This is a genomic window from Stenotrophomonas maltophilia complex sp. Om-AH-Sm3, from assembly GCF_059337855.1.
The window spans coordinates 1-25,635 of the sequence record NZ_JBYBLQ010000006.1; the positions used below are offsets into that span (position 1 = coordinate 1).

The 25,635-nt window shown below is 65.7% G+C and carries 25 protein-coding genes; 11 read left to right on the forward strand and 14 right to left on the reverse strand.

Annotated features, from left to right (window positions below; genetic code table 11):
• Positions 1 to 148: 148 nt before the first annotated feature.
• The 3 genes from AC10QF_RS08960 to AC10QF_RS08970 are packed head-to-tail and all read left to right on the forward strand — an operon-like array spanning position 149 to position 1,685.
• A complete protein-coding gene (locus tag AC10QF_RS08960; RefSeq protein WP_494542062.1) occupies positions 149 to 778 on the forward strand; it encodes a superoxide dismutase in 630 nt (209 codons plus the stop codon).
• A complete protein-coding gene (locus AC10QF_RS08965; protein ID WP_227844718.1) occupies positions 775 to 1,353 on the forward strand; it encodes a flavin reductase family protein in 579 nt (192 codons plus the stop codon). Before AC10QF_RS08960 ends, AC10QF_RS08965 begins: the two co-directional genes overlap by 4 nt.
• Positions 1,350 to 1,685: a tetratricopeptide repeat protein gene (locus AC10QF_RS08970; RefSeq protein WP_005409958.1), complete on the forward strand. Its 336-nt coding sequence runs from the start codon at positions 1,350 to 1,352 to the stop codon at positions 1,683 to 1,685. Before AC10QF_RS08965 ends, AC10QF_RS08970 begins: the two co-directional genes overlap by 4 nt.
• Positions 1,686 to 1,690: 5 nt before the next feature.
• Here the strand turns inward: AC10QF_RS08970 and AC10QF_RS08975 are convergent, their stop codons facing one another.
• Complete coding sequence (locus tag AC10QF_RS08975) at positions 1,691 to 2,839, reverse strand: fatty acid desaturase family protein (protein WP_134731576.1); 1,149 nt, start codon at positions 2,837 to 2,839, stop codon at positions 1,691 to 1,693.
• A gap of 11 nt (positions 2,840 to 2,850) precedes the next feature.
• Positions 2,851 to 3,921 carry a ferredoxin reductase gene (locus AC10QF_RS08980; RefSeq protein ID WP_494542063.1) on the reverse strand — a complete coding sequence of 357 codons (1,071 nt, stop codon included), beginning with the start codon at positions 3,919 to 3,921 and terminating at the stop codon, positions 2,851 to 2,853.
• Positions 3,922 to 4,013: 92 nt separating this feature from the next.
• Here AC10QF_RS08980 and fabR point away from each other — a divergent pair, with 92 nt between their 5' ends.
• The 3 genes from fabR to AC10QF_RS08995 all read left to right on the forward strand — a co-directional run bounded on the left by fabR (position 4,014) and on the right by AC10QF_RS08995 (position 7,648).
• On the forward strand, positions 4,014 to 4,670 hold the full coding sequence (fabR, locus tag AC10QF_RS08985) for an HTH-type transcriptional repressor FabR (RefSeq protein ID WP_049439070.1): 657 nt from the start codon (positions 4,014 to 4,016) through the stop codon (positions 4,668 to 4,670).
• 280 nt (positions 4,671 to 4,950) lie between these two features.
• The gene (locus AC10QF_RS08990) at positions 4,951 to 7,110 is read left to right on the forward strand and encodes a TonB-dependent receptor plug domain-containing protein (RefSeq protein WP_494542064.1); all 2,160 of its coding nucleotides are present in this window, start codon (positions 4,951 to 4,953) and stop codon (positions 7,108 to 7,110) included.
• Positions 7,100 to 7,648: a thioredoxin-like domain-containing protein gene (locus tag AC10QF_RS08995; protein WP_111178786.1), complete on the forward strand. Its 549-nt coding sequence runs from the start codon at positions 7,100 to 7,102 to the stop codon at positions 7,646 to 7,648. The genes AC10QF_RS08990 and AC10QF_RS08995 overlap by 11 nt, the downstream gene beginning before the upstream one ends.
• A gap of 78 nt (positions 7,649 to 7,726) precedes the next feature.
• On the opposite strand, the gene mntR is transcribed toward AC10QF_RS08995, so the two are convergent.
• Positions 7,727 to 8,191, reverse strand: a complete 465-nt coding sequence (gene mntR / locus AC10QF_RS09000; RefSeq protein WP_005416934.1) for a manganese-binding transcriptional regulator MntR — start codon at positions 8,189 to 8,191, stop codon at positions 7,727 to 7,729.
• Between the two features lie 117 nt (positions 8,192 to 8,308).
• Here mntR and AC10QF_RS09005 point away from each other — a divergent pair, with 117 nt between their 5' ends.
• Positions 8,309 to 9,640 carry an Nramp family divalent metal transporter gene (locus AC10QF_RS09005; RefSeq protein WP_235649253.1) on the forward strand — a complete coding sequence of 444 codons (1,332 nt, stop codon included), beginning with the start codon at positions 8,309 to 8,311 and terminating at the stop codon, positions 9,638 to 9,640.
• A 117-nt stretch (positions 9,641 to 9,757) separates the two neighbouring features.
• Here AC10QF_RS09005 and AC10QF_RS09010 read toward each other — a convergent pair whose 3' ends face one another.
• The 4 genes from AC10QF_RS09010 to AC10QF_RS09025 form a co-directional block, all read right to left on the reverse strand.
• Positions 9,758 to 10,084, reverse strand: coding sequence for a thioredoxin family protein (locus tag AC10QF_RS09010; RefSeq protein ID WP_005416939.1), 327 nt, complete (start codon positions 10,082 to 10,084; stop codon positions 9,758 to 9,760).
• Positions 10,056 to 10,523: a flavodoxin gene (locus AC10QF_RS09015; protein WP_080375118.1), complete on the reverse strand. Its 468-nt coding sequence runs from the start codon at positions 10,521 to 10,523 to the stop codon at positions 10,056 to 10,058. The genes AC10QF_RS09010 and AC10QF_RS09015 overlap by 29 nt, the downstream gene beginning before the upstream one ends.
• 25 nt (positions 10,524 to 10,548) lie before the next feature.
• Entirely contained in the window at positions 10,549 to 11,589 is a 1,041-nt protein-coding gene (locus AC10QF_RS09020) for a ribonucleotide-diphosphate reductase subunit beta (protein ID WP_061479853.1), read from the reverse strand.
• A gap of 71 nt (positions 11,590 to 11,660) precedes the next feature.
• The gene (locus AC10QF_RS09025; protein WP_069138681.1) at positions 11,661 to 14,024 is read right to left on the reverse strand and encodes a ribonucleoside-diphosphate reductase subunit alpha; all 2,364 of its coding nucleotides are present in this window, start codon (positions 14,022 to 14,024) and stop codon (positions 11,661 to 11,663) included.
• Positions 14,025 to 14,455: 431 nt separating this feature from the next.
• On the opposite strand from AC10QF_RS09025, the gene AC10QF_RS09030 reads away from it, so the two are divergent.
• The 3 genes from AC10QF_RS09030 to AC10QF_RS09040 all read left to right on the forward strand — a co-directional run bounded on the left by AC10QF_RS09030 (position 14,456) and on the right by AC10QF_RS09040 (position 18,600).
• The gene (locus AC10QF_RS09030; protein WP_494542065.1) at positions 14,456 to 15,433 is read left to right on the forward strand and encodes a zinc-binding dehydrogenase; all 978 of its coding nucleotides are present in this window, start codon (positions 14,456 to 14,458) and stop codon (positions 15,431 to 15,433) included.
• A gap of 45 nt (positions 15,434 to 15,478) precedes the next feature.
• The gene (locus AC10QF_RS09035) at positions 15,479 to 15,805 is read left to right on the forward strand and encodes a hypothetical protein (RefSeq protein ID WP_095377111.1); all 327 of its coding nucleotides are present in this window, start codon (positions 15,479 to 15,481) and stop codon (positions 15,803 to 15,805) included.
• Between the two features lie 167 nt (positions 15,806 to 15,972).
• A complete protein-coding gene (locus tag AC10QF_RS09040) occupies positions 15,973 to 18,600 on the forward strand; it encodes a TonB-dependent receptor (protein ID WP_494542066.1) in 2,628 nt (875 codons plus the stop codon).
• A 129-nt stretch (positions 18,601 to 18,729) separates the two neighbouring features.
• Here the strand turns inward: AC10QF_RS09040 and AC10QF_RS09045 are convergent, their stop codons facing one another.
• The 6 genes from AC10QF_RS09045 to AC10QF_RS09070 all read right to left on the reverse strand — a co-directional run bounded on the left by AC10QF_RS09045 (position 18,730) and on the right by AC10QF_RS09070 (position 23,648).
• Positions 18,730 to 19,839, reverse strand: a complete 1,110-nt coding sequence (locus AC10QF_RS09045; protein WP_494542067.1) for a hypothetical protein — start codon at positions 19,837 to 19,839, stop codon at positions 18,730 to 18,732.
• 111 nt (positions 19,840 to 19,950) lie between these two features.
• Entirely contained in the window at positions 19,951 to 20,271 is a 321-nt protein-coding gene (locus AC10QF_RS09050; RefSeq protein ID WP_223276940.1) for a hypothetical protein, read from the reverse strand.
• A 47-nt stretch (positions 20,272 to 20,318) separates the two neighbouring features.
• Positions 20,319 to 22,298 carry a choline BCCT transporter BetT gene (gene betT / locus AC10QF_RS09055; RefSeq protein WP_005416952.1) on the reverse strand — a complete coding sequence of 660 codons (1,980 nt, stop codon included), beginning with the start codon at positions 22,296 to 22,298 and terminating at the stop codon, positions 20,319 to 20,321.
• Between the two features lie 196 nt (positions 22,299 to 22,494).
• Complete coding sequence (locus AC10QF_RS09060; protein WP_494542068.1) at positions 22,495 to 22,875, reverse strand: VOC family protein; 381 nt, start codon at positions 22,873 to 22,875, stop codon at positions 22,495 to 22,497.
• Between the two features lie 96 nt (positions 22,876 to 22,971).
• Positions 22,972 to 23,295, reverse strand: coding sequence for a DMT family transporter (locus AC10QF_RS09065; RefSeq protein WP_494542069.1), 324 nt, complete (start codon positions 23,293 to 23,295; stop codon positions 22,972 to 22,974).
• Entirely contained in the window at positions 23,295 to 23,648 is a 354-nt protein-coding gene (locus tag AC10QF_RS09070) for an SMR family transporter (protein WP_494542070.1), read from the reverse strand. Before AC10QF_RS09070 ends, AC10QF_RS09065 begins: the two co-directional genes overlap by 1 nt.
• Before the next feature lie 160 nt (positions 23,649 to 23,808).
• Between AC10QF_RS09070 and AC10QF_RS09075 the strand changes: the two genes are divergently transcribed.
• Positions 23,809 to 24,660: a LysR family transcriptional regulator gene (locus tag AC10QF_RS09075; RefSeq protein WP_005416961.1), complete on the forward strand. Its 852-nt coding sequence runs from the start codon at positions 23,809 to 23,811 to the stop codon at positions 24,658 to 24,660.
• Positions 24,661 to 24,693: 33 nt separating this feature from the next.
• On the opposite strand, the gene AC10QF_RS09080 is transcribed toward AC10QF_RS09075, so the two are convergent.
• Positions 24,694 to 25,614: a M14 family metallopeptidase gene (locus AC10QF_RS09080; RefSeq protein ID WP_188238484.1), complete on the reverse strand. Its 921-nt coding sequence runs from the start codon at positions 25,612 to 25,614 to the stop codon at positions 24,694 to 24,696.
• Positions 25,615 to 25,635 lie beyond the last annotated feature (21 nt).

Genomic DNA, 25,635 nt, shown 5'->3' on the forward strand with positions numbered 1-25,635 from the left:
GGGTTGCGGGCCGGTGTTGGCCACTACCACGCCGCGCTTGGCCCCTTTTACGCATTTCAATCCCGGCCCTTGACCTCAACCAATGTTGAGGTGCGATAACGATCTCCCCACGGCCAGCCTTCTGGCCTTCCCCACGGAGATTGCTTCGATGTCGTACTCGCTTCCCCCGCTCCCCTACGCCTACGACGCCCTTGAGCCGCACTTCGATGCGCGCACGATGGAGATCCACCACAGCAAGCACCACCAGACCTACGTCAACAACCTCAACGCCGCCATCGAGCAGGCCGGCATCGCCGAACAGCCCGTCGAGGCGCTGATCGCCCACCTCGATACCGTACCCGAGGCGCAGCGTGGCGCGGTGCGCAACAACGGCGGTGGCCACGCCAACCACAGCCTGTTCTGGACCGTGCTCAGCCCCAACGGTGGTGCACCCGATGATGAACTGGCCGCCGCCATCGACCGTGACCTTGGCGGCTTCGATGCCTTCAAGGACGCCTTCACCAAGGCCGCGCAGACCCGCTTCGGCAGCGGCTGGGCCTGGCTGACCAGCGATCGCGATGGCCGCCTGCAGGTGGAAAGCAGCGCCAACCAGGACAGCCCGCTGATGGGTGCAGCCGTGGGCCTGTCGGGCAACACCCCGATCCTCGCACTGGATGTCTGGGAACACGCCTACTACCTGCACTACCAGAACCGTCGCCCGGACTACATCGGTGCGTTCTTCAACATCATCAACTGGGCCGAGGTCGGCCGGCGCTACCGCCAGGCCAGGGCCTCATGAGCGGCGAAACGCTGCCGTACGCCGGGCCGTGGGCGGGGGTTTTCCCCGCCCCGCCCCCGGTGCCGTCGGTCAAGATGCCGCCGCGGGCCCTGCGGCGGCTGCTCGGCCACTTTCCTACCGGCGTGGCCATCGTCTGCACGCGCGATGCGCAGGGCAAACCCATCGGCCTGACCATCAATTCGTTCGTGCCGGTGTCATTGCAGCCGCCGCTGGTGCTGTGGAACCTGGCGTTGCACGCGCAGAGCCTGTCCACCTTCCAGCGCGCCACCCGCTTTGCGATCAGCGTGCTGGCGGCCGACCAGGAAGCGCTGGCCCGGCGCTTTGCCGATCCGCAGGTGCGCAACCGCTTCGATGGCCTGGCATTGCTGGATGACGACGAGGACGCCCCACCGCGCATCGCCGGTGCGGTCGCCCATCTCACATGTACCCGCCACGCACAGTGGCCGGTGGGTGATCATCTGCTGCTGGCTGGCCGCATCATCGAAGTGCACGAGAACGGCGGCGCGCCGCTGCTGTTCCATCGTGGCCGCTTCCAGCCCGGCCCCACCGAACTGCTGGTGGAGGTGCGCGGATGAACATCGAAGCCCTGGAATGCATGCTCGCCGCCGGCAAGGACGGCGCGCTGCTGCGCTTCGGCCTGGGCAAGGGCTGGCTGGATGCCGGCAACCCTGTGCGCGCGGCCACCCATCTGGGCCGTTGCGTGGTGCTTGATCCGCAGTACTCGGCGGCGTGGAAGCTGCTGGGCAAGGCCTGGCTGGCCAGTGGCCAGCCGCAGGCGGCGCGCGAAGCATGGCAGCGTGGCTTGAGCGTGGCCGGCAGCAAGGGCGACCAGCAGGCACGCAAGGAAATGCAGGTGTTCCTGCGACGCCTGGACCGCGAGCAGGCGGACCTGGCGAAAGCGGGCTGAGTCGATCAGCCCGCGTTGGCCGATGCCGGTGCGGACATGATGTCCGGCATCGGCAGGCGGCGCGGCTTGCTCGGGAACGCGTGACGCAGGATGCGCCAGACCACCTGGCCGAACTGGCGCGGCAGCGAGCCGTTGTTGTAGTGCTGGCCGTAACGACGGCAGATGTCCTTCACTTCCTTGGCGATGGCCGCATAACGGTTGGCCGGCAGATCCGGGTAGAAATGGTGCTCGATCTGGTGGCTGAGGTTGCCCGACAGCACGTTGATCAGGAAGCCACCGCTGATGTTGGACGAACCGCGCAGCTGGCGCAGGTACCAATGGCCGCGCGACTCATTGCGCAGGCACTCCTTGGGGAAGGTTTCCGATTCGGCGGTGAAGTGCCCGCAGAAGATGATCACGTAGGTCCAGATGTTGCGCAGGCCGTTGGCGACCAGGTTGCCCAGCATCACGGTGAGGAAGAACGGACCAGCCAGCAGCGGGAAGAACACGTAGTCCTTCAGCACCTGGCGGGCCATCTTGCGCGCCACCGGGCGGGTCTGCAGCCACATCGCACGGCCGCTGATGCGGCCCTTCAGCCAGCGGCCAAGGCGAAGGTCCTGCGCGGCCACGCCCCACTGGAACAGCAGCGCGAAGATCGGCGCGATGATCGGCTGCAGCAGGTAGAACGGCTTCCAGCGCTGTTCCGGGAAGATGCGCAGCAGGCCATAACCGATGTCATCGTCCATGCCACGCACATTGGTGTAGGTGTGGTGGCGGAAATTGTGGGTCTTGCGCCAGTTGTCGGCGGTGGCAACGATGTCCCACTCGTAGGTATTGCCATTGAGCTTGGGATCACCGGTCCAGTCGAACTGGCCGTGCATCACGTTGTGGCCCAGCTCCATGTTCTCCAGGATCTTCGACAGCGCCAGCAGCAGCGTGCCGGTGATCGCGGCCGGCCACAGCAGCGGCATCCAGAACAGCGGCGAAAACGCCGCCAGGAACAGCAGGCCACGGCCACCCACGCCGAACCAGCGCACGGCGGCGGCCACGCGGCGGATGTAGCGGGTGTCGGAGGCGCCGAGGCTGCCGATCACACGGTCGCGGATCGCGTCGAGTTCCTCACCGAAGGCATGCATCTCGGCAGTACTCAGGGCACGGTCGGTAGCGCGGGTCATGGCAGGCGTCCTCAGAGATCCAGGGTCAGGTCGGTGGTCGGTGCGCTCACGCAGATCCGTACCGGCTGTGCCGATTCGGACTGCAGGTCGCCAGTGCGCAGGTGGCGGGTGGCGCCACTGACGCGGTCGCAGCTGCAGGTGTTGCAGATGCCCATGCGGCAACCGTGCTTGGGCTTGATGCCATGGGCTTCCAGGCTTTCCAGCAGCGAACGGCCACGCGGCACGCTCAGCTGGCGGCCACTGCGCGCCAGCGTCAGCGATACTTCGCCCTCGCTGCTGGCGTCACGCAGCGGCGCCGGCGGAGTGAACGCTTCCGCCTGGAAACCCGCGACCTGGTGCGCCAGGCGTTGGCGCGCAGCGGCAACGAATCCATCCGGGCCACAGGCCAGCACGTGGCGCTGCGCCAACGGGGTGTCATCGCCTGCCACCTGCAGATCGTGGGTATCGATGCGTGCGGCAGGCACATCACCTTCGCGGGTGGTCAGCAGGTGCACACGCAGGTTCGGCTGGCTGGCGGCCAACGCCTGCAGCTCATCACGGAACTGCAGGTGGGCGGCGCTGCGCTCCCAGTAGAACAGGTCCACCGGCGCGGCCAGCGAGCGCTGGCAGGCTTCGCGCAGCAGGCTGCGCATCGGCGTGATGCCACTGCCGGCCGCCAGCAGCAATACCGGCGCTGCGGCCGGCAACTGGAATTCACCGAACGCCGCCTCCAGGCGGAACAGCTCGCCCGGCTGCGCATGGTTCACCAGATGCTGGCTGACCCGGCCGCCGTCGACCGCCTTGACGGTGATCGCCAGTTCGCGCGGTCCCAGCACGGTGGGGCTGTAGCTGCGCTGCCACAGGCGTCCTTCAATCTCCACGCCCAGGGTGACGTGCTGGCCCGCGCGCATGCCGGCCCAGTGCCGGTTGGTGCGCAGGACCAGGGTCGCCGCGCCCTCGCCGGCCGGCTCGCGCCGGACCAGGCGGGCCACCGGCTCGCGCAGGGTCCACAGGGGATTGAGCTGGCCCGCCCAGAAATCGAACAGCGACGGCGAGACCCAGCGGTACGGAGAGAACAGGGACGGACGGACGACAGCGCTCATGGGCGCACTATACGGGCGCACATACACCTGTGTATACATGTGTATATTGAACCGGATTGGGTATGATTCAGCCTCGCCGCACCGGAACCCCCATGGCCGCCGCCACCGCCTTGTCGCCGCCCGAAGATGCCAACAGCCCGGCCCGCCGTACGGTGAGCCGCGAAGATCTGCTGGCCGCCGCCCTGAAGCTGATCGGGCCGCACCGCAGCCTGTCCACGCTCAGCCTGCGCGAAGTGGCACGCGAGGCCGGCATCGCGCCGAACAGCTTCTACCGGCAGTTCCGCGACATGGACGAACTGGCCGTAGCGCTGATCGACGCAGCCGGCCGCTCGCTGCGCACCATCATCGGCGAGGCCCGCCAGCGCGCCACCTCCACCGCCACCAGCGTGGTGCGGGTTTCGGTGGAGACCTTCATGGAACAGCTGCGCGCCGACGACAAGCTGCTGCACGTGCTGTTGCGCGAAGGCGCGGTCGGCTCGGACGACTTCAAGCACGCAGTCGAGCGCGAGCTGCATTATTTCGAGGAAGAGCTGCAGCACGACCTGGTGCGCCTGGCCGCACTGGATGGCGCGGTGCTGCACGCTCCGGAACTGGTAGCCAAGGCCATCACCAGGCTGGTGTTCGCGATGGGCGCCACCGCCATGGACCTGCCTCCGGAGAAGGATCCGGAGCTGGTCGAACAGATCTCCACGATGATCCGCATGATCATCGTCGGCGCCCGCACGCCCGCCGCATTCCGCCGCGGCTGACGATCCGCTCCCGGGGCGGATCCCTTTCCAAAGGAAAGGGCTCTGACCCCGTCCCCACTGCCCCCGCCACGGCTATTCCATCCTCCGCATATGACCACCGGCAGGGTTGCCGCTGTCATATGTAATGTTATAACACTCGCATGATCTGACTCGGCCGGCGCTCCGCTCGGAATCGCTGTGGCTTGGTTATATAGCTCTTGCTATCTTCATAAGCCACTGCTTTCATATGCATCAGCCAGGTCGCCCTCGCCGCCTTTCTTCCCCCAAGGACGACGCTCTCATGTGCTCTATCCCCCACCGCTTCCGAAGGTTGCCGCTGGCCGCCGCCATTGCCCTGATCCTGCCGCTGCCTGCACTGGCTGACACTCCGAAACCGACCGAACTGGACCGTGTGCAGGTCAAGGTCAGCACCGCCACACGCAGTGAACGCCTGCTGTCGGACGTGCCGATCCGCACGGAAGTGCTGCGCAAGGAAGACATCGCGCTGCGCGCGGCCACCGACTTCTCGCGCGCCGCCGAGCTGATCAACGGCCTGCGCGTGGAGAGCAACTGCCAGAACTGCAACACCAGCGAAGTACAGCTGCTGGGCCTGCCCGGCGCCTACAACCAGCTCCTGTTCGATGGCATCCCGCTGCTGTCCACGCTGGGCAGCGTGTACGGCCTGGAACAGATCCCGGCCGGGTTCGTCGACCGCATCGAAGTGGTCAAGGGCGGTGGCTCGGCGCTGTACGGACCGGGCGCGGTTGCCGGTGTGATCAACCTGATTCCGCCGCTGCCGGCGCGCAGCGGCGGCCATGTGCAGGCCGGCGTGGATGTCCTGAAGGGCACACCGCAGAAGAATGCCGACGTGCGCCTGGACCTGGTGGCGAAAGATGCCGACGCCGGGCTTTCAGTGATTGCCCAGCGCAACTGGAACAGCGGCATCGACTACAACGGTGACGGCTACACCGAGATCACCCGCAAGAACCTCAAGGTCGGCGGGCTGCAGGCCTGGTACGTGCCCACGCCGGGCACGGGGCTGCGCCTGGACCTGCAGGTGACCGATGAAACCCGGCGTGGCGGCAATCGACTGGATCAGCCCGAATACCTGGCCAACATCGCCGAATCGCTGGATACGAAATACCGGCGCGGCAGCGTATCGTGGGACCAGGAAGTCAATGCCAACGTCGATTTCCGCCTGGCCTACGCCTTCGCCGACATTGACCGCGACAGCTTCTATGGCGGTCTGGGCGACGTCGTTACCGATCCGTCCGCGCCCGGCTATGACCCGTCGCAGCTGGATCCCAACGTGGCCGGCAGCGCGGCCTCGCGTTCGTGGCGCCAGTACGGCCGCACCCACAACCCGCTGCACTACATCGACAGCCAGTTGAACTGGCGGTTGGGTGCGCACGCGCTGGCCTTCGGCGTGCAGTACAAGCACGAGGCGCTGCGCGACGACAACCGCACCGGTGACGGGCAGCGTCTTGCGGTACTGGAGGATGCGACCTTCCACAACCTGGGCGCCTTCATCCAGGACGAGTGGAGCCTGCGCGACAACGTCGACCTGGTGCTGGGCGCACGCGTGGACAAGAGCTCGGAACTGGACAACGCGGTATTCTCACCACGCATCGCGCTGGCCTGGCAGGCCACGCCGAACCTGAAGTGGCGCGCCGGTATCGCCACCGGCTTCCGTGCGCCGGAGATCTTCGTCGAGGATGTGCATGTCGATACGCTGGGCGGCGAACAGGTGCGCGTGCGCAACGCGGACGGTCTGAAAGAAGAGCGCGCGTTGACCACCCTGTTCGGCTTCGACTGGCGTTCGGACCCGGCCGATCCGGTGTGGAGCTGGGATGCCACCGCCTCCTATGCACGCATCCGCGACACCTTCGCGCTGGGCGAGATCCAGCGCGGCGATGACGGCCAGCTGAGCCAGCTGCGCTACAACGCCTCCGGCTCGAACGTGCTGGGTGCGGAAACCAACCTCGGCTGGCAACCCTCGCCGCAGTGGCGCCTGACCGCCGGTGCCTCGTGGTACCGCTCGCGCTTCCGCGAGCCGCAACGCATCTTCGACGACAGCGGCGACGGTGGCGACACCGTGATCGAAAGCCGCGATTACCTGAAGACACCGCGCTGGACCGGCCTGGCGCAGCTCAGCTGGATGCCGGCCGAACCGTGGGAAACCTTCGTCGCGCTGCGCCATACCGGGCCGATGTCGGTGCTGAACAACCGGCTGGGCGAGCTGCACCGCACACGTTCGTTCCTGGTCACCGACCTTGGCGCGCGCTGGCACCGCCATCTGGGCGCACAGGCGCAGCAGGAAGTGTCGGTAGCTGCGGGCGTCAAGAACGTATTCGACCAGCGCCAGAAAGACCTGGAATTGGGGGCGCTGCGGGACAGCGACTATGTTTACGGGCCGCGCTTCGCGCGTTCGTGGTACGTCAACCTGCGCTATGCGTTCTGAAGCTCTGCGAGCGTTGTTGCTGGCCTGTGCCATGCTGCTGGCCGCACCGGCGATGGCTGCGGACCTGCACGCGCAGGTTTCTGCCTCGCTGATGCGGCCGGAGCAGCGATCGCTACGGCCGATGCAGTGGTCGTCGCCGCCGAAAGTGGTGGCGCTGTACTTCGGCGCCGACTGGTGTGCACCGTGCCATGCCTTCGTACCCACGCTGCGCAGCGTGCGTGATGCCCTGCGCCAAGCCGGCGCCGATACCGAAGTGGTGTACGTCAGCCAGGATGAGAGCGAGAGCGCGCTTCGCCGCTACATGCACGCGCAGGACATGCCGTGGCCGGTACTGGACCCACGACGTGCCGCGCGCATGCCGGCACTGCAGGCATTGGCCGGATTGGCACCACCGAACCTGGTGCTGATCGATGCGGATGGGAAGGTGCTGGCCAACGGATGGCAAGGCCGGCGCTATGAAGGCCTGCAGCCAGTGTTGAAGGAATGGACGAAACGCGCGTGCGCGCAACAACAGGCGCGCTGCCCGCCTGGATTGTAGATCCACGCCATGCGTGGATACTCCCTGTCATCGCGCGAACAGCAGCCGAGCATGGCTCGGCTCTACAGGAAACGTGGCTCAGCCGCCCTCGGCCCTGCGCACGAATGCCTCGAACAGAGCCAGTGTCTGCTCGCTGACATGGTGCTCGATGCCCTCCGCATCGCGCCGCGCGGTGTCTGCGTCCACGCCCAGCGCCAGCAGGAAACGCTCCACGGTCTGGTGCCGCTGGCGGCTGGCATGGGCCAGCGCCTCGCCTTCCGGGGTCAGGAACACGCCGCGGTACGGCCGCTGCACCACCCAACCATCACGGGCCAGGCGCCGCAGCATCTTCGCCACGGTGGGCTGGGCCACACCCAGGCGCGTGGCAATGTCGACCTGGCGGGCCTCGCCGCCATCGGCCAGCAGGTCCGAAATCAGCTCGACATAGTCCTCCACCAGTTCCATCCGGTGCGCTTCGCGCACTTGCCGGAAGCTCTCGACCTGGCGCTCGGCCTCGATCAAGGGGGTGCTTTTCAGCGATGTCGAATCGTCGGTCTTGCCCACGCCTGCGCCTGTCCTTCCGGGGTGATCCAGTGTTGAACCTGAATTCTGGACCAGTAACGCGATAAAGACGATTGTTTCACATTGCTAATGACTATAGCAGGAGCTATATTCGAACCCATGAACACCCTGGCGCCCCGCGACCCTTCGGCCTCCACTCCGGCCAGCCTGGGTGCGCTCAACGCCTCGGTCGCCGTGCCCGACAAGGGGCACTGGTGGTTTCGCCTGCTGGCCTTCCTCGGCCCGGGCTACATGATCTCGGTCGGCTACATGGACCCAGGCAACTGGGCCACCGACCTCGCCGGCGGTTCGCGCTTCGGCTACCTGCTGCTGTCGGTCATCCTCATTTCCAACCTGATGGCGGTGATCCTGCAGGCGCTGTCGGCGCGGCTCGGCATCGCCACCGGCATGGACCTGGCGCAGGCCTGCCGCGCGCGCTACCCCAAGCCGGTGAACCTGGCGCTGTGGGCGCTGTGCGAGGCGGCGATCATCGCCTGCGACCTGGCCGAGGTGATCGGCACCGCGATCGCGCTGAAGCTGCTGTTCGACCTGCCACTGCTGTGGGGCGCGGTGATCACTGCGCTGGATACGCTGCTGGTCCTGCTGCTGATGAACCGCGGCTTCCGTGCGCTGGAAGCCTTCGTGATCGCGCTGCTGATGGTGATCTTCGCCTGCTTCATGGTGCAGATCGCGATGGCTGCGCCGCCAGTGATGGCGGTGCTGGGCGGCTTCATTCCGCGCGCGCAGGTGGTGACCGATCCGCACGCGCTGTACATCGCGATCGGCATCATCGGTGCCACGGTGATGCCGCACAATCTCTACCTGCATTCGTCCATCGTGCAGACCCGCGCCTACCCGCGTACCAATGAAGGCCGCCGCAGTGCGCTGCGCTGGGCGGTTACCGATAGCACTCTCGCGTTGACACTCGCATTGTTCATCAACGCCAGCATCCTGATCCTGGCGGCGGCGGTGTTCCATGCCAATGGTCGTTTCGACGTGGAAGACATCGAGCAGGCGCACCAGCTGCTGGCGCCGATGCTGGGCGTGGGCGCGGCGGCGACGTTGTTTGCGATCGCGTTGCTGGCCTCCGGCCTGAACTCGACGGTGACCGCGACGCTGGCCGGCCAGATCGTGATGGAAGGTTTCCTGCACCTGCGAATGCCGCCGTGGCTGCGACGGCTGATCACCCGCGCACTGGCGATCATTCCGGTGGTGGTGGTGATCCTGCTGTTCGGCGACCAGGGCGCGGTGAAGCTGCTGGTGCTGAGCCAGGTGGTGCTGTCAATGCAGCTGCCGTTCGCGATCATCCCGCTGGTGCGGATCGTGACCGACAAGGTGACGATGGGGGCGCTGGTGGCACCGCGCTGGCTGGGCGCGATCGCCTGGGTGATCGCGCTGGTGATCGTGGTTTTGAACGTGAAGCTGCTGGTGGATACCTTCAGCGGAGCCTGACGCCAAACCACGGCCCCTGCCCCGGTAGATCCACGCCATGCGTGGATACCTTGTAGAGTCGAGCCATGTTCGACTCATCGCTCACCGTGCGAACGGCAGCCGAGCATGGGCTCGGCTCTACAAATGCAACGCGATCGCGGCCTCGATCTGCTGCGGCGACTGGAACCCGGCCAGGCGCGTGCGTTCGTTACCATCACGGAACAGGGACAGCGTCGGCGTCTGCCGCAGCCCCAGTTCCCTGAAGAACGCCTCACCCAGCACTTCCAGCTGCACGCGAAGCAAGGTGGTGCCCTGCCCCGCCACGCTGTTGGCCACGCGGTGCAGCGACACTTCCAGCATCCGGCACCCGGGGCACTGGTCCTTGTGGAAATCCACCAGCACCCGCGGGTGCTCAGCCAGCAGCTGCTGGAACTGCTCAGGCGTGGTGGCGTCGATGATCTGCATCGTGGTTGCTCCAGTAGTGGGCCAGGACCGCATCGGTCCAGGCGTCGATGGCTTCGGCATGACGCTCGCCATGCGGCATCTGTTCGATCTCCAGCGGCGGGTAGTCGCTGCGGAAATAGCGGATCAGCCGGTGCACGGCACCACAGTAGTACTCCTGCCCCCACTGCGTTTCGCCGGTGCCGAACACCGCCAGCTGGCGTGGCTGCTGACCGCGCTCGGCAATGCCAGCCACCCACGCCTTCATCTCCGCTGGCGTGCGCCCGGCGTTGTCGGTCCAGCAGCCCAGCAGCACCAGGTCGGCCTCGCCGGCAGCCAGCGGCGGCGCCTGCCGCAGGTCATCGGCCTCCTGCCAGTGCACCGCATGACCTGCCGCGCGGCAGCGCTCGGCGATCTGCCGGCCGAGCTCGCGGGTGTTGCCGCTCAAGGAGGCGACCACCATCAGGATGCTCAGCGCGGCGCCGGGCTCAGAGATCGTCGAAGCCGTTGTCGACGTTGGTCTTCTTGTAACTTGCATTGCGCATCTCGAAGAAGTCGGTCTTGGTCTCGGTGAAGTTGTCGGCGTAGGCCTTGATCCACGGCATCACGTTGTCGGTGGTGTCGCTGTACAGGCGCTCGATGCCGAGCATGCCGGCCATCTTGTTGGCGCGGTACTTCACGTAGCGCACCATCTCGTCCACGTCGATGCCATCGATGCCATCCAGAACCTCCGACGACCACTGCGTCTCAAGCTCGATGGCATGTTCGAATGACTGGTGCACATAGGCGGTCAACTCATTGGTCTGCAGCTCGGGGTTTTCGCCGATGATGGCGCGGATCAGCTCGCTGATGAACTTGGTATGGGCCAGCTCGTCGCGATTGATGAAGCTGATGATCTTGCCGGTCCCGTTCATGCGGTTCTGCCGCACCATGTTGTAGAAGTAGGCGAAACCGGAATAGAAGTTGATGCCTTCCAGGATCGAGGACTGGATCAGCGACTTGAGCAGGGTCTCGGCGGTCTTCTCGCGCATGAAGTCGTCATACGCGCCCATGATCGGGGCATTGCGCTTGATGATGGTTGGGTGGGTGCGGGCGATCTCGAAGATCCGGTTCTGGTTCGGCAGGTCGGTGATCGAGGCCAGCACGTAGCTGTAGCTCTCGTTGTGGATCACTTCCTGCTGGCCGATGATGGCTGCGTTGGCATGCGCGGCCGGGTCGGTGATGTACTCGGCCACGTTGTAGATGAAGCGCGTCTGCGGTGAATCCAGCGTGGCCAGCAGGCCGATGATTGAATCGTAGGCGTTCTTTTCGCGCCCTGACAGCTCGCCGTACTGGCGCGCATCCAGCTTCATGTCCACTTCGTCGGGAATCCAGAAGTTGGTCGACAGCTCCTTGTAGGCCCGATAGAACGACGGGTACGGGATATCGTTCCAGTTGAGGATGCCGCTGGTCTGGCCGTTGATGATGCCGGTGCTGCGGTTGGGGTGGCGTGGTTCGAGGATCTTGATGCGGTCGAGTGGGGTTGCCATGGGTTTCTGCCTTCGTTCTCTTTCTATCGTGTTGCCGGCCAGCGGCCGGCACTACCGCGGGTCGCCGGTGGTCAGCTTGAGCACCACTCGCATTCGCTGATGTCGATGTCGTTGGAGCGCACGTAGTAGGTGGTCTTCAGGCCTTCGCGCCAGGCGCTCAGGTGCAGCTCCAGCAGCGTGCTCGCACGGATGGTGCTGGGCACATACAGGTTGAAACTGATCGACTGGTCGACATGCCGCTGGCGGCGCGCGTTCTGGCGCACGCTGGCGAACTGGTCGACCTTGTAGGCGCCCTTCTCGTAGTACGGCCAGGTTTCCAGCGACAGGCCCGGCGCCGCCACCGGCCGCCGGAAATCCTTCTTTTCCTCGTAGTAGAACGCGCTGTAGATCGGGTCGATCGATGCGGTGGAACCGGCAATCTGCGCGGTGCTCATGTTCGGCGCGACGGCCAGCAACCAGCCGTTGCGCAGGCCGTGCGTGGCGACCTCGCGGGCCAGGCTGTCCCAGGCCGCGCCGCTGTAGCCGCGGTCACTGAAATAGCGTCCGTTGTGCCAATCGCTGCCGGCGAACATCGGATAGCTGCCCTTCTCCTGCGCCAGTTGCGCGCTGGCCTGGATGGTCAGGAAGTTGATGCGTTCGTAGAGATGGTCGGCCAATACTTCGGCATCCGGAGATTCCCACTGGATCGCCTGCTGCGCCAGCAGGTGGTGCCAACCGAACGTGCCCAGGCCGATGGCGCGGTACTTGCGGTTGGTGATCGTGGCCTGCGGCACCGGCAACGCGTTGAGGTCGATCACGTTGTCGAGCATGCGCACCTGGATCGGGATCAGGCGCTCCAGCACATCGGTGGCCAGCAGGTCATCCGGCGCACTGATCGCCCGGCCGAGGTTGATCGAGGACAGGTTGCAGACCACGAAGTCGCCCGCACGGCGCGTGGTGACGATCTGGTCGCCGCTGACGATCTCCTGGATCATCCGCGTCGGGCTCATGTTCTGCAGGATCTCGGTGCACAGGTTGCTGGAATAGATCATGCCCGCGTGCTTGTTCGGGTTCCTGCGATTGACCTCGTCGCGGTAGAACAGGAACGGGTTGCCGGTTTCCAGCTGGCTGAGCATGATCCGCTTGAACAGATCGATGGCCTTCACCGTGCGGCGGCTGATGCGCTCATCGGCCACCAGCTCGGCATAGCGATCGCGGAAGCTGCCCGAACCGCGCTTCTCATCGTAGAAGTCCTGCAGGTACCAGCCCTTGGCCTGCTTCACCTCGTGCGGGTCGAACAGGTACCAGTCGGCGCGGCGCTCGACCGCTTCCATGAACAGGTCGGGTACGCACACCGAGGTGAACACATCGTGCGCGCGCAGGCGCTGGTCGCCGTTGTTGAGGCGCAGGTCCATGAAGGCTTCGATGTCGCGATGCCAGATGTCCAGGTACACCGCCACTGCGCCCTTGCGCTGGCCAAGCTGATCAACCGACACCGCCGTGTTGTTGAGCTGCTTGATCCACGGCACCACGCCGCCGGAGGAGTTGGCCACGCCACGGATCGGTGCGCCGCTGCTGCGCACGTAGCCCAGGTAGGCGCCAACCCCGCCGCCGTGCTTGGACACGCGCGCGATATCGGTGTTGGAGTCATAGATGCCCTGCAGGCTGTCGTCCACCGTGTCGATGAAGCAGCTGGACAGCTGGCCGCCCACCTTGCCGGCGTTGGCCAGGGTCGGCGTAGCCACCGTCATGTACAGGTTGGACAGCGCCCAGTACGCCTCGCCAACCAGCTGCATGCGGCGTTCGCGCGGCTTTTCCTCCTGCATCAGGTACAGCGCAATGGTCAGCCAGCGCTCCTGCGGCAGTTCATAGACCTCGCGGCTGCGGTCGCTGGCCAGATAGCGCGTGGCCAGCAGGTACAGGCCGTTGTAGGCGAACAGGCGGTCGCGTTCCGGATCGATCATCTCACCGGCCTGCTGCAGCTCTTCCTTGGAATAGCAGCGCAGGATGTCGTTGCTGTAGATACCACGATCGGCGAGGCTTTCCTGCAGGCCCACGTAGGAGCCGTACTTCAGGCTGACATCGTAGAAGCGGTTGCGGCTGGCACGCTTGTACAGGCGGCGCAGGTAGATGCGCGCGGCGAACTGTTCCCACTCGGGCGCGACCAGGTCCACCCGCGATTCGGCCTCGCGGATCAACAGATCGACCAGGTCATCGGCGCTGATGCTGGGCTTGCGCTCGACCATTGCCTGCACCACACGACGGTAGTCGCTCACATCCAGCTGCGGGAACTCGGCATGCACGGCATCGATGCTGCGCTGCAGGCGCTCGGCGTCGAACGGCAGGCGGCGGTTGCCGGCCTCCTTGGTGATCCAGGTCGGTACGCGCTCGCCACCGGCGCGCAAGGCGTCGCCAGCGCCGGCCGGATCGGCCACGCGGAAGGTACTGTCGGTCATGGTGGTGAAACTCCAGGCTCGCACGCGCATTGGCGGTCGATGCCATGGCGGCCCTGGACGCGATACCGGCGCACGGGGCGAACGGGTGGATTGCCAGGGTACGGGAACGTAGGTCGTCGGCATCTGCCTGCGCCTGCGGCCGGTATCCGGGCCGTGGGGGGCGACCTGCGTCCGCACGGTGGCGGCCGCGTCGACACGGCAAGCCTTCAGGGGCGGGCCGCGGGACGTTTGCTGCATGTCCGGCGGCGGCGGCTGACCGGGAGTGACGGGCACAACATAGTGGGGATGCTCCAAGCCGTCAACACAAGATGCGGTAATCACGACATGCCGCGACGATCCGTCGCAGGATGCCGTGTTGCACCCGCAGCACCTTGTCGACGCGGCGCACGTCCCCAGTTCGGTACAACATCACTTTCTCCGGAACCTCGCTCATGCGCGCTGCCCAGTACTCCTCCTTCGGCAACCCGGCCGACGTCCTCGCCACTGCCGATGCCGCCCTGCCCGAGCCTGGCCCCGGCGAGGTGCGCATCCGCACTGTGCTGGCCTCGATCCACAATCACGACCTGCTGACCGTGCGCGGGCTGTATGGCTACAAGCCGACGCTGCCGGCGATTGGCGGCAGTGAAGCACTGGGCGTGGTCGATGCACTCGGCGATGGCGTGGACGGCCTGCAGATCGGCCAGCGGGTAGCCGCCGCCTCGGTGCACGGCACCTGGGCCGAGGCCTTCGTCGCACCGGCACGCATGGTGATTCCGATGCCGGAGGCGATCCCGGACGAGATGGCCGCACAGTTGATCGCGATGCCGCTGAGCGCGCTGATGCTGCTGGAATTCCTGCATGTCCAAGCAGGCCAGTGGATCGTGCAGAACACCGCCAACGGCGCGGTCGGCAAGTCGCTGGCGATGCTGGCAAAGGCGCGCGGCGTGCACGTGGCCAACCTGGTGCGCAATGCCGCGGCCGTAGCGCAGTTGCAGGCGCTGGGCATCGATCATGTATTCGACACCTCGGTGGACGGCTGGAAGGATCGCGTGCGTGAGGCGACCGGCGAAGCACAGGCCGCGGCCGCAGTGGATTCCATCGGCGGCGACGCCAGTGGCGATCTGGTCGACCTGCTCGGCCACCACGGCACGCTGGTGTCGTTCGGTGTGATGAGTGGCGAACCGATGCACATTCCCGCCGGCGGCCTGATCTACAAGGAGGCCACGGTGAAGGGCTTCTGGGGCAGCAAGGTCAGCCAGGCGATGGCGGTGGAGGACAAGCGCCGGCTGGTCGGCGAGCTGCTCAAGCGCGCGGCCAGCGGCGAACTGACCTTGCCGGTGGAGCAGATCTTCGCGCTGGACGATATCGCCCAGGCAGCGAAGGCCGGTGCTGAGTCGGGACGCAATGGCAAGGTGCTGCTGCGGCCGTGATGCTAGGCACTGGATCCGGCGGCGCCGCGCGCCGCCGTCATCCCAATGGATAATGTCTACATCGTCTTTGCTGAAGAAGGAATCACGTTGAGCGGAATGAATGGTCGGAAGGTGCTGCTGGCGACCTTTCTCGGGAGCAAATCCCCTCCTGACGATGTTCGGCCCTCCGAAGACTACTGGAGGTTGATCGGTACCAACGGGACCATTGTTCTTGAGGAATCCCAGACTTCCATGACCAGGCATCAACGTGGCATGCGGGTGCTGGTCCAGTTTCCTGAAAGCATCACGGATATGGGGCTTGCTTGCCACAACGACATACCGGACAGCCTCTGGATTTTCGTCTCCGACCTGATAATTCACCCAGTCGATTGAATGGATCGGGGTTGAATGCAGTAGCGGCGCCCGGATACGGTCCGCCGCTGCCTGCTCCGGTCGTTAAGAACCTGTGATGTATAACTGAATGCGCTTTCGTCATTGGAAGGCGCAGGTACCTGCATGCGGTACTGACGGCTCCTCCCCCGTTCGGCGTCGCCGCTTCCATGTACCGCACCACCCTGAACCTGCTTGCCGGCGCGATCGCGCTCGGCCTCACCGCCGGCGCTGCCGGCGCCGCTGAAACCGCCGATGCCGGCAAGGACAGCACCACCCTCGGCACCGTGCTGGTGACCGGTTCCAACATCAAGCGCAGCGATACCGCCGGGCCGAACCCGGTGCAGATCGTCAGCCGTGAACAGATCGAGCAGAGCGGCCGCTCCACCCTCACCGACGTACTGCGCAACCTGTCGGCCAATGCCGGCAACAGCTTCGACGAGCAGTACACCGGCAGCTTCGCCGCCGGCTCGGCCTCGATCGGCCTGCGTGGCCTGTCGCCGAAGAACACACTGGTGCTGGTCAACGGCTACCGCGTGTCCAACTTCGGCTTCGCGCTCAATACCCAGGACACCTTCGTCGACCTCAACGCGCTGCCGATCAGCGCGGTGGAACGCATCGAAGTGCTGAAGGACGGCGCCTCGGCGGTGTATGGCTCCGACGCCATCGCCGGTGTCATCAACATCATCCTGCGCAGGAACTTCCAGGGCGTGGAAGTGGGCGGCGGCTTCGGTACCGCCACACAGGGCGGCCTGGACGAACGCAAGGCCAACCTGCTGGCCGGCTTCGGCAACCTGGAGCAGCAGGGCTGGAACGTGCTGTTCGGGCTGGACCTGCTCAAGCGTGATCGCCTCGACGCCGACCAGCGCGCCTATACCCGCAGTGGCGATTTCCGCGACAAGCCCGGCGGACGCCTGGCCGGCTGGTCCACCGCCGGTGGCAATTGGCTGTCCAACCCGCGCGCGCCGCAACCGTTCGCCAACTGCCCGGATGGCAGCCAGCTGCGTCCCTACAGCGATTTCGGCAGCACCCTGCCCGGCCAGGCCTGCGCCTTCAATGCACAACCATTCAAGACCCTGCAACCCGGCGCCGAGCGCCTGCAGGCCTCGTTGAGCGCGACCTACCGCTTCAATGACAGCGTGGAGGCCTTCGCCGATGTGCTGTACAGCCACAACAAGGCCGACCAGATCTTCAGCGCGCCGCTGACCGTCGGCCCCGGCCTGCGCGCCTACAACCCGGCCAGCGGCACGCTGATCGACGTGCCGGCGGTGCTGCCGGTCGGCCATCCCAACAATCCGGGCAGCACGCCGCTGCCGTTCGAGTACACCTTCTTCGATCTCGGCCCGCGCCTGAAGGACAACACGCAGGTGTTCTACCGTGCCCTGGCGGGCGTGCGCGGCAGCGGCGAACGCTGGGACTGGGAAGTGGCGGCACTGACCTCGCAGAGCGCGCAGCGCGAGTACGTCGACAACTTCGTCAATCGCTATGCGTTCGAACAGATCCTGCGCGACGGAAGCTACAACTTCCTCAACCCGTCCGCCACGCCGGGCGCGCTGGATGCACTGCGTCTGCAGACCAAGCGGCCAGGCTGGTACAAGCTGCACGCGTTGAACCTGAAGGCCTCGACCTCGCTGTGGCAGATGCCGGCCGGTACGGTCGGCTTTGCCTGGGGTGCCGAGTTCCGCAAGGAATCGCTTGACGCGCGCACCAGCGCGCAGGTGCTGTCGGGCACCGAACTGCGCCCGGCCATCAACGTGGTGAACGGCGAGCGCCAGGTCAGCGCTGCCTACGCCGAACTGAGCGTGCCGCTGCATCGCACTCTGGAACTGCAGGTGGCCGGCCGTGGCGACCACTACGACGACTTCGGCGAGGCGTTCTCGCCGAAGGTGGCGCTTCGCTGGCAGCCGCTGGACAGCCTGCTGCTGCGCGGCTCGTTCTCGCGCGGCTTCCGTGCACCGTCGCTGCCGGAAATCGCACCCGGCCAGACCGTCAGCTATGGCTCGGTGATCGATCCGCTGGATCCGCTGCAGCCCGGCGGCAGCCGTGGCGTCACCAACATCCGCACCGGCAACCCCGACCTGAAGGCCGAACGCTCGCGCAACTTCAACGTGGGTGCGGTGTGGTCTCCGGATGGTGATACCAGCATCGGCCTGGACTGGTACCGCATCGAGCAGGACAACCTGGTCAAGCCGGACAGCGCGCAGTTCATCGTCGACAACCCGACCCTGTTCCCGGGCCGCGTGCAACGTGATGCGCAGGGACGCATCCAGTTCATCACCAACCAGTACGCCAACCAGGGCGAACTGACCACCTCCGGCCTGGACCTGGATGCCAGCCGCACCTTCCGCACCGACGGCTGGGGCAACTTCACCGTGGCCGGCAGCTGGACCCACCTGCTCAGCTTCAAGCAGCCGCTGGTAGCCGGCCAGGCGCCGTACGAAGGCGCCGGCAACAACCGCCACGGCGCACTGCCGCGTACGCGCGGCACCACCTCATTGAACTGGGCGGTGGGCGACTGGAGCAGCACGCTGAGCCTGCAGTACGTGAGCGGCTACGACCAGCGCGTGGCGACGGCGACCAGCAACCCGGGCCTGCGTGACCGCGTCAAGCCGTATCACCAGCTGGACCTTTACGTGGCGTACGAGGGAATTCCGAATACCACGCTGTCGCTGTCGGTGCTGAACCTGACCGACAAGGATCCGCCGTTCGATCCGGCTGGCGGTTCCAACGGCTTCGACATCAGCCAGTACAACCTGCGCGGACAGTTCGTCTCGCTGGGCGCGCGCTACCGGTTCTGACCGCCGATGTAGAGCCGAGCCCATGCTTGGCTTGTCTCCATCTGGAACGGCGCCGGAGTGATCCGACGCCGTTCTGGAACCTGATGATTCTCCCGAAAGGCGCTGCACGCGCCGTGGGCTGAGGGGAGCTCAATCGTCCTCCCGATTCTCGTCCCATTCTGGCCACCATCCATACGCAGGGTAGGACTGGCCATAGCTGCAGCCTGTCAATGTGACGCCTTGCCCCCACTGGAATGCAATGCGCTCGCGCTCCTCGATCCAACCGTCGGGTGCGACACGATCGTCAAGCCTGCGTACGAAAAGCGCTTCGACCGCATCGCTTTCGGTCGCCGTCATTGCCCAGCGACCGGCCAGCGCGCTCGAAGGCGTTGCTTCTACCACACCATAGGCGTGTTCACCTGAGAGCCAGATCCTGGAAACGGAGATGCCGTCCACCATGATGGGCTCCGGCAGCAGCCACTCCGACGTGTCTTTGAGTGCTCGCCCACTCCACCGTGTTGCGGGTGGGACGCGGTGATAATTGCGGACCAGCGCAACGGCAGAATCAGCGGCGTCTGCGCGCTCCAGACGACACGAGAGGTAATCGCCAATGATCTTCAACCTGCCCGCGTTGGAGTGGTAATCAGCCGATGTATCCAAGTCGTCTGATTCGCCTGCCCGCTGGCGGGATTCGCTGACATCGCCGCAGCCAACATAAACGTTGCCCGAGTTGTCCATTGTCCGCGCGACAATGGAGCGGACATTGGCGATGCCAGTTGACATGGTCCGAAGCGCCACGGGTCGGGTGCCCACGATATCGTGGGTGTCATAGAGTCCGGCCCTATGCTTGAGTCCTCCGCGATGGATCACGTCATCAAGCGACGTACCCTCAAGGATGGCCCAGAATGAAGCATAGTTGAGAAGGACCTTCCGCGTATTCATGCCGAAAACACTGATCTCTGCCGGCAACTCGATCTCAAGGCCTGAGCCGTCCGATCGTGGAGTACCTCTCCAGTTGGCATAGCGAGGATTCCCATTCAGGTCATCCAGGCCATCGATGAAACCTTGTCGGATGTGGTACGAACTGCTTGACGACGCGCGGCACAGGATGACGTCTTGCAAGATCTGAAGTGGAGGCCGCTCCAGATCTGCAGCGCGTTTGGTCGAAAAATTCTGTGCCAAGGCCTGCGCAGGCAGTGTGCAGGCCACGGCCAGCAGTAGAAGATGTGTCGGTCGATGCAGTGGCGTGAGAAAGGACAAGAAGGCATTCCGGATTGACGTGTGCAGATGCTGTGCGCGTTGCCCAGCTCGCGCCATGCAAAATCTTGCAAAGCGCCGCGCCGACAGCGGGCCACGCCCGGCGGGATGGCCTCAAGTCACCTGCGCCTGCTCATCCACATATTCGGACAGCCCACGGCAGGCCAGCAGCAGGCCCTCGCACACATCGTTGCCTATCTGCTGCGCCTCATCGCCATCCTCGCGCACGCGCTCGATGGCGTGCCGCAGCACGACCAGCCTGGCGATTGCCCGGTTTATGCGTGTCAGGACCATGCACTGGCCCGTGCCGCGCCCTTTTCCGCCGCAGCGGCTCACCATCAGCGGCTCCACCTGGCGGATGCGCTGCGGGCTGCCGAGCAGGCAGTAGATGGCGTCGCGTGCCGAATGCGACAAACCCTGTAGAGCCGAGCCCATGCTCGGCTTTGCAGGGGTGTGCGGACCAACGGTCCGCACCCACCGCATCACCGGCTCAGGTGCAGGAACTGCAGGTGCCGTTCGTACTGGCTGATGATGTCGTTGATGATCTGCTTGCGGCTGTAGCCCACCAGGTCGTAGTCCTGGCTGCCTTCGAACAGATGCACCTCGGCGCGGTAGTAGCGCTGGTTGCGCAGCTGCTGCGCGGCAAACGACGGGGTCAGGTAGCCGCTCAGGATCACCCGGTACAGGAAGTCCTGCTGCTCGCCGTGGTTCACCGTCAGCTCCATGTCGCCAGCCTCGAAGCGGGTGGATACATCCCAACCCTGCCCGCGCAGCTGTTCGGCCACCGCCTCCATCGCCGGCTTCACGGTGTCATCCATGAAGCGGTAGACCTGGTCGCGCACCGGGAAGTGCATGGCCTGGCTCAGGCGCTGGCGCCAGCCCTGATGATGGCGATCGTCTCCGATCAACGGCGACGGCCGGTACTGCAGCGCGCGCTTGCGGTGCGACTCGTCACTGAACGCGCGGGTCAGGCCCCACATCATCAGCAGCAGGATCGCCGAGAACGGCAGCGATGCCAGCACCACCGCCGATTTCAATGCATCGATGCTGCCGGCCAGCAACAACCCTGCGGTCAGCACCGCAATCACTGTGCCCCAGAACACGCGCAGCCAGCGCGGACCATCGTCTTCGGGTGATCCACCATGCGACGACAGCGTGGACAACACCACTGCTCCCGAATCAGCGGAGGTCACGAAGAAGATGAAGCTCACCAGCACCGTCACCGCGATCACCGTGCGGCTCCACGGGTAGCCATCCAGCAGTGCATACAACACGGTCGGTGGGTCATCCACCGCCAGCTGCGCCAGTTGCTGCTGGCCGTGGTGGAGCACCTGGTCCAGCGCGCTGTTGCCGAAGATCGACAGCCAGGCCAGGGTGAAGCCGAGCGGGATCAGCAGCACCCCGAACACGAATTCGCGGATGGTGCGGCCACGTGAGATGCGCGCGATGAACAGGCCGACGAACGGTGCCCAGCCGATCCACCAGGCCCAGTAGAACACCGTCCAGCCGCCCAGCCATTCCGGTCGGCCGCCATAGGCGTACACATCGAAACTCTTGCCGACCACGCTGCCCAGGTAGTCGCCCAGGTTCTGCATCAGCGTGCTGAACAGGTACTGCGTCGGCCCGGCGAACAGCATGAACAGCACCAGCGCGATCGCCAGCAGCATGTTGATGTTGGCCATCCAGCGCACGCCCTTCTCGACGCCGGACACGGCCACGGCCACGGCCGCGCCCATCATGCTGACCACCAGGATGATCTGCACCAGGTTGGAGTGCGGAATGTCGAACAGGTGCGAGAGGCCGGCATTGAGGTGCAGCACACCGAAGCCCATGTCGGCACCGATGCCGAATACGGTGGCGACGATGCCCAGCGCATCCACGGTGTAACCGATCGGGCCATTGATGCGCTTGCCGATCAGCGGGTACAGCGCCGAGCGCAGGGCCAGTGGCAGGTTGTGGCGATAGGCGAAGTAGGCCATCGCCATCGCCGCCAGCGCGAACACGCCCCAGCCGTGCAGGCCCCAGTGCAGGAACAGCAGCTGCATGGCCTGGCGCGCGCCAGCCTCGCCTGCGGCCGGATCGCCCTGCGGCGGCTGCAGGTAGTGGGTCAGCGGTTCGGATACGCAGAAGAAGAACAGGGTGATGCTGATGCCGGCGGCGAACAGCATGCCGGCCCATGAGAGGTAACTGAACTCCGGCTCGTCATGGTCGGCACCCAGCTTGATGCCACCGTACTTGGACAGCGCCACGCCCACCACGAACACCAGGTACAGGGTCATGGCCAGCAGGTAGTACCAGCCGACGTTGAGGGCGGCCCAGTCCTGTGCCTTGAGCAGAAGGCGGCCCGCGCCGAGCGGGAACAGGCTGACGAACAGCGCGAACGCCACGACAACGATCGCCGCGAAGGCGAACACAGGCCGAAGGGTGCGCACCGGGGATTGTTGCGGCTCCAGTACTTCCATGGGGCGGCGTTCTCCGGTAGATCAAAGGGTTAGCCGACCGATTCTGGCTGAACCGCAGTGGACAGAGCATGAAGTTGCGGCCTGTGGTCGCAGGCCCGTCCGCTCATTCCGTGGTATCACGCGCGCGCTGCGACGCACCCTTGCTTGCGCGGGCCGCGCGCACCGCCTGCGGCGCGGCCACGCGCATCCTGTCCGATCACGACATCACATGCACCGCACACAGCTTGTTGCCATCCGGGTCACGCAGATAAGCCAGGAACACCTGCCGACCGGACATGTTGCGGACGCCGGGCGGATCTTCGATGGCGGTACCACCGTGAGCCACTCCAGCTTCCTGCCAGGCACGCACGGCCTCTGCACTGCCCAGACTGAAACCGATGGTGCCACCGTTGGCATGGCACGCTCGCTGCCCATCGATCGGCGCGGTTACACCGAACATCCGTCCATCCTTGAAGTACAGCAGCCGTCCCTTCTCGTCGAATACGCCCGCACGCGCGGCCATCGCAGCGAACAGGGCGTCGTAGAAGCGACGCGCGGCATCCATGTCGTTCGTTCCTACGGTGATGTGGCTGAACATGCGGGCACTCCATGTGGAAAACCGCAGTGTCGATGAGCGCGGGCGACTTCGCAAATCGCTGCATCATCGCCGCCCCGCTCGCGACCGGGCGTGCTGCTACTTGGCGGTGCTGAGCAGCAGTACCGCCGCCGTGACCAGGGCGATGCCAATCCAGCCGATCGGCCGCAGGCGGTTACCGAACAACAGGCGGCCGCAGGTGGCGGTGCCGATCACGCCGATCGCCCCCCACATCGCATAGGCCGTGGCCAGATCCATGTAGCGTACGGCCTGGCCCAGCAGGGCGAAGGCGATCCAGACCAGGACGATCGCACCGAGGCCCCAGCGCCAACGACGGAAACCTTCCGACTTGGCCACCATCATGTTGGCGGCGACGTCGATCAGCGCCGAGCAGATCACGAAAAACAGGGCCAGGGTATTCATCAGTGCACCTCCCCGAGGGTGACGCAGACGATGCCGGCCACGGCCAGCATCAGGCCGGCCAGCTGCTGCAGCGACAGGCTTTCACCGAACACGGTGAGGCCGACCACGGTCAGCAGGGTCAGGCCAAGGCCTTCCCACACCGCGTAGGCCACGCCCACGGCGATGCGGCGCACCGACTGCGCCAGGAAGAAGTAGGACAGCGCCAACGCGCCGGCCATGATCAGGTAGCCGCTCCAGCCGCCGTCGCGGGCGGCATGAGCCATGAACGAGGTGCCGACCACCTCGGCGATGATCGCCACGGTCAGGCAGACCCACGCGGCCAGCGCGCCACGGGCAGGAACAGTACGGGACATGTGAAGCTCCTTGCAGGGCGGGGACCGCACCGCCTCTTCAATGGGTCCACGGCATGCGTGGAGGGTCCGGAACGCCCCGCAGACAAGGGCGACGGCGGCCAGTATCATCGCCTTTTACGGTGGTATCAAAATGGATCCCATCGACAGGAGCGATGGTTCAATGCCCTATTCCCCCGAATCCCTGCAGGCCTTCGTGGAAGCCGCCGCGCTGGGCTCGTTCTCGGCGGCGGCGCGCCGCCTGCGCAAGACCCAGTCAACGGTCAGTACCGCCATTGCCCATCTGGAGGCCGACCTGGGGGTGAGCCTGTTCGACCGCAGCGGGCGCTACCCCCGGTTGACCGAGGCCGGGCGCCAGGTGCTCGGCCATGCCCAGGAAATCCTCGCCGCCGATGCCCGCCTGCAGCAGTTGAGTGTGCGCCTGGCCGCGCCGGTCGAAGCGCGGCTGACCGTAGTGTTCTCCGACGTGTATCAGCTCGATCCGGAGCAGCGCGTGCTGCAGCGCTTTGCCGAAGCATTCCCGGAGATCGAACTGGAATGGCTGGATGCCGAAGGCGATGACGTGCTGGAGCTGGTCGGCAGCGGCCGCGCCGCGCTGGGCCTGCTGCCGCAACAGGAAAGCTATCCGGATGGCCTGATGGCCCGGCCGTTGGCCCATCACAGCGAACTGTCGGTGTACGTGGCGCGCGAGCACCCACTGGCCAGCGCCGGCCGTCGCAGCGCCGCACAGCTGGCGCGGCACCGGCAGGTGCGATTGAGTGCGGAGGTCGATCAATCCCACATCGTCACCGGCCTGGCCTGGACCGCCACCGACTATCTGATGGTGATGGAGATGGCCGAGGACGGCATCGGCTGGGCCGAGCTGCCGCGGGCACTGGTGCAACGTTATGACCGCGGGCGACTGGTGGAACTGACGCTGCCCGGCTGGCCGCGGCGCATCCACAGCGACCTGCTCTGGCGCCGCGACGCGCCGCCGGGACCGGCCGCACTGTGGTGGGCCGACGCGTTGGGGTGATACGAGTTGCCGGCCAGCGGCCGGCACTACCGGTCAACGATGGGCGAGCGCGTAATCCAGTGCCGCGCACACCGCGGCCACCTGCGCGTCGTTGCACTGCTGCGGGGTCGCCCGGGAGCTGTCCGGGTAGACCTCGGTGGTGGTAGTGAACTTCGCACCGGTGATGCCCGCGCACAGTCCCAGCTTCACCAGCGGATATTCGATCACGCCGTGGGCCACCAGCGGCGAACCGATGATCTCGCCCTTGTCGTCAGCCGGCGCGATGTGGGTGACCTTCTCCACCGCGGCGATCACCGCCTGCTGGAAGGCCGGCTGCGGGTTCTCGCTGTCATCCACCAGGTAGAAGCCATCGGGGATCAGGCCCGGTTCGAACGGCTTGCCGTCACGCGCGGCCAACGCCGGGCGGAACTCGCTCTCGTCGCTGTCGGTGGTCTCGTGCAGGTCGATGTGCAGCGCGAACTGGCCCTTGTACGGCGCGATCAGATCGATCACCGCCGTTGATTCACGCGCCGGGCCGTCGGCGCGGAAGTTGCGGTTCGGGTCGATCGCATCGAAGTTCCAGCGGTTGATGCGCTCGAAGCCCCACGGATTCACGCACGGTGCCACCAGCAGATTGGCCTTGCCGGCGTAGTCGGCGGCGTGCTTTTCGAGGAATTCCAGCGCGCCCATCACGCCGCTGGTCTCATAACCGTGCACGCCACCGGTAACCAGGGCAGCCGGCAGCGCCGGGTTCCAATCGCGGCTGCGCAGGGCGAACAGGGTGTAGGTCTCGCCAGCGTAGTCGAGCTGGCCATAGGCCACCTTGTCGAAGCGCGAGGCCAGCGCCTCGATGCGCGGCAGCACTTCCTCGTCATAGCGACGCAGGCGCTGCTGGCGGCCACGCCACGTCTCCCGTTCCGCCGCTCCCCACGGCTGGCCAGGGGTTCCGACGGGGTAGAAGGCGGCTTGGGACATGGCAGATCTCAGCGAGTCAGG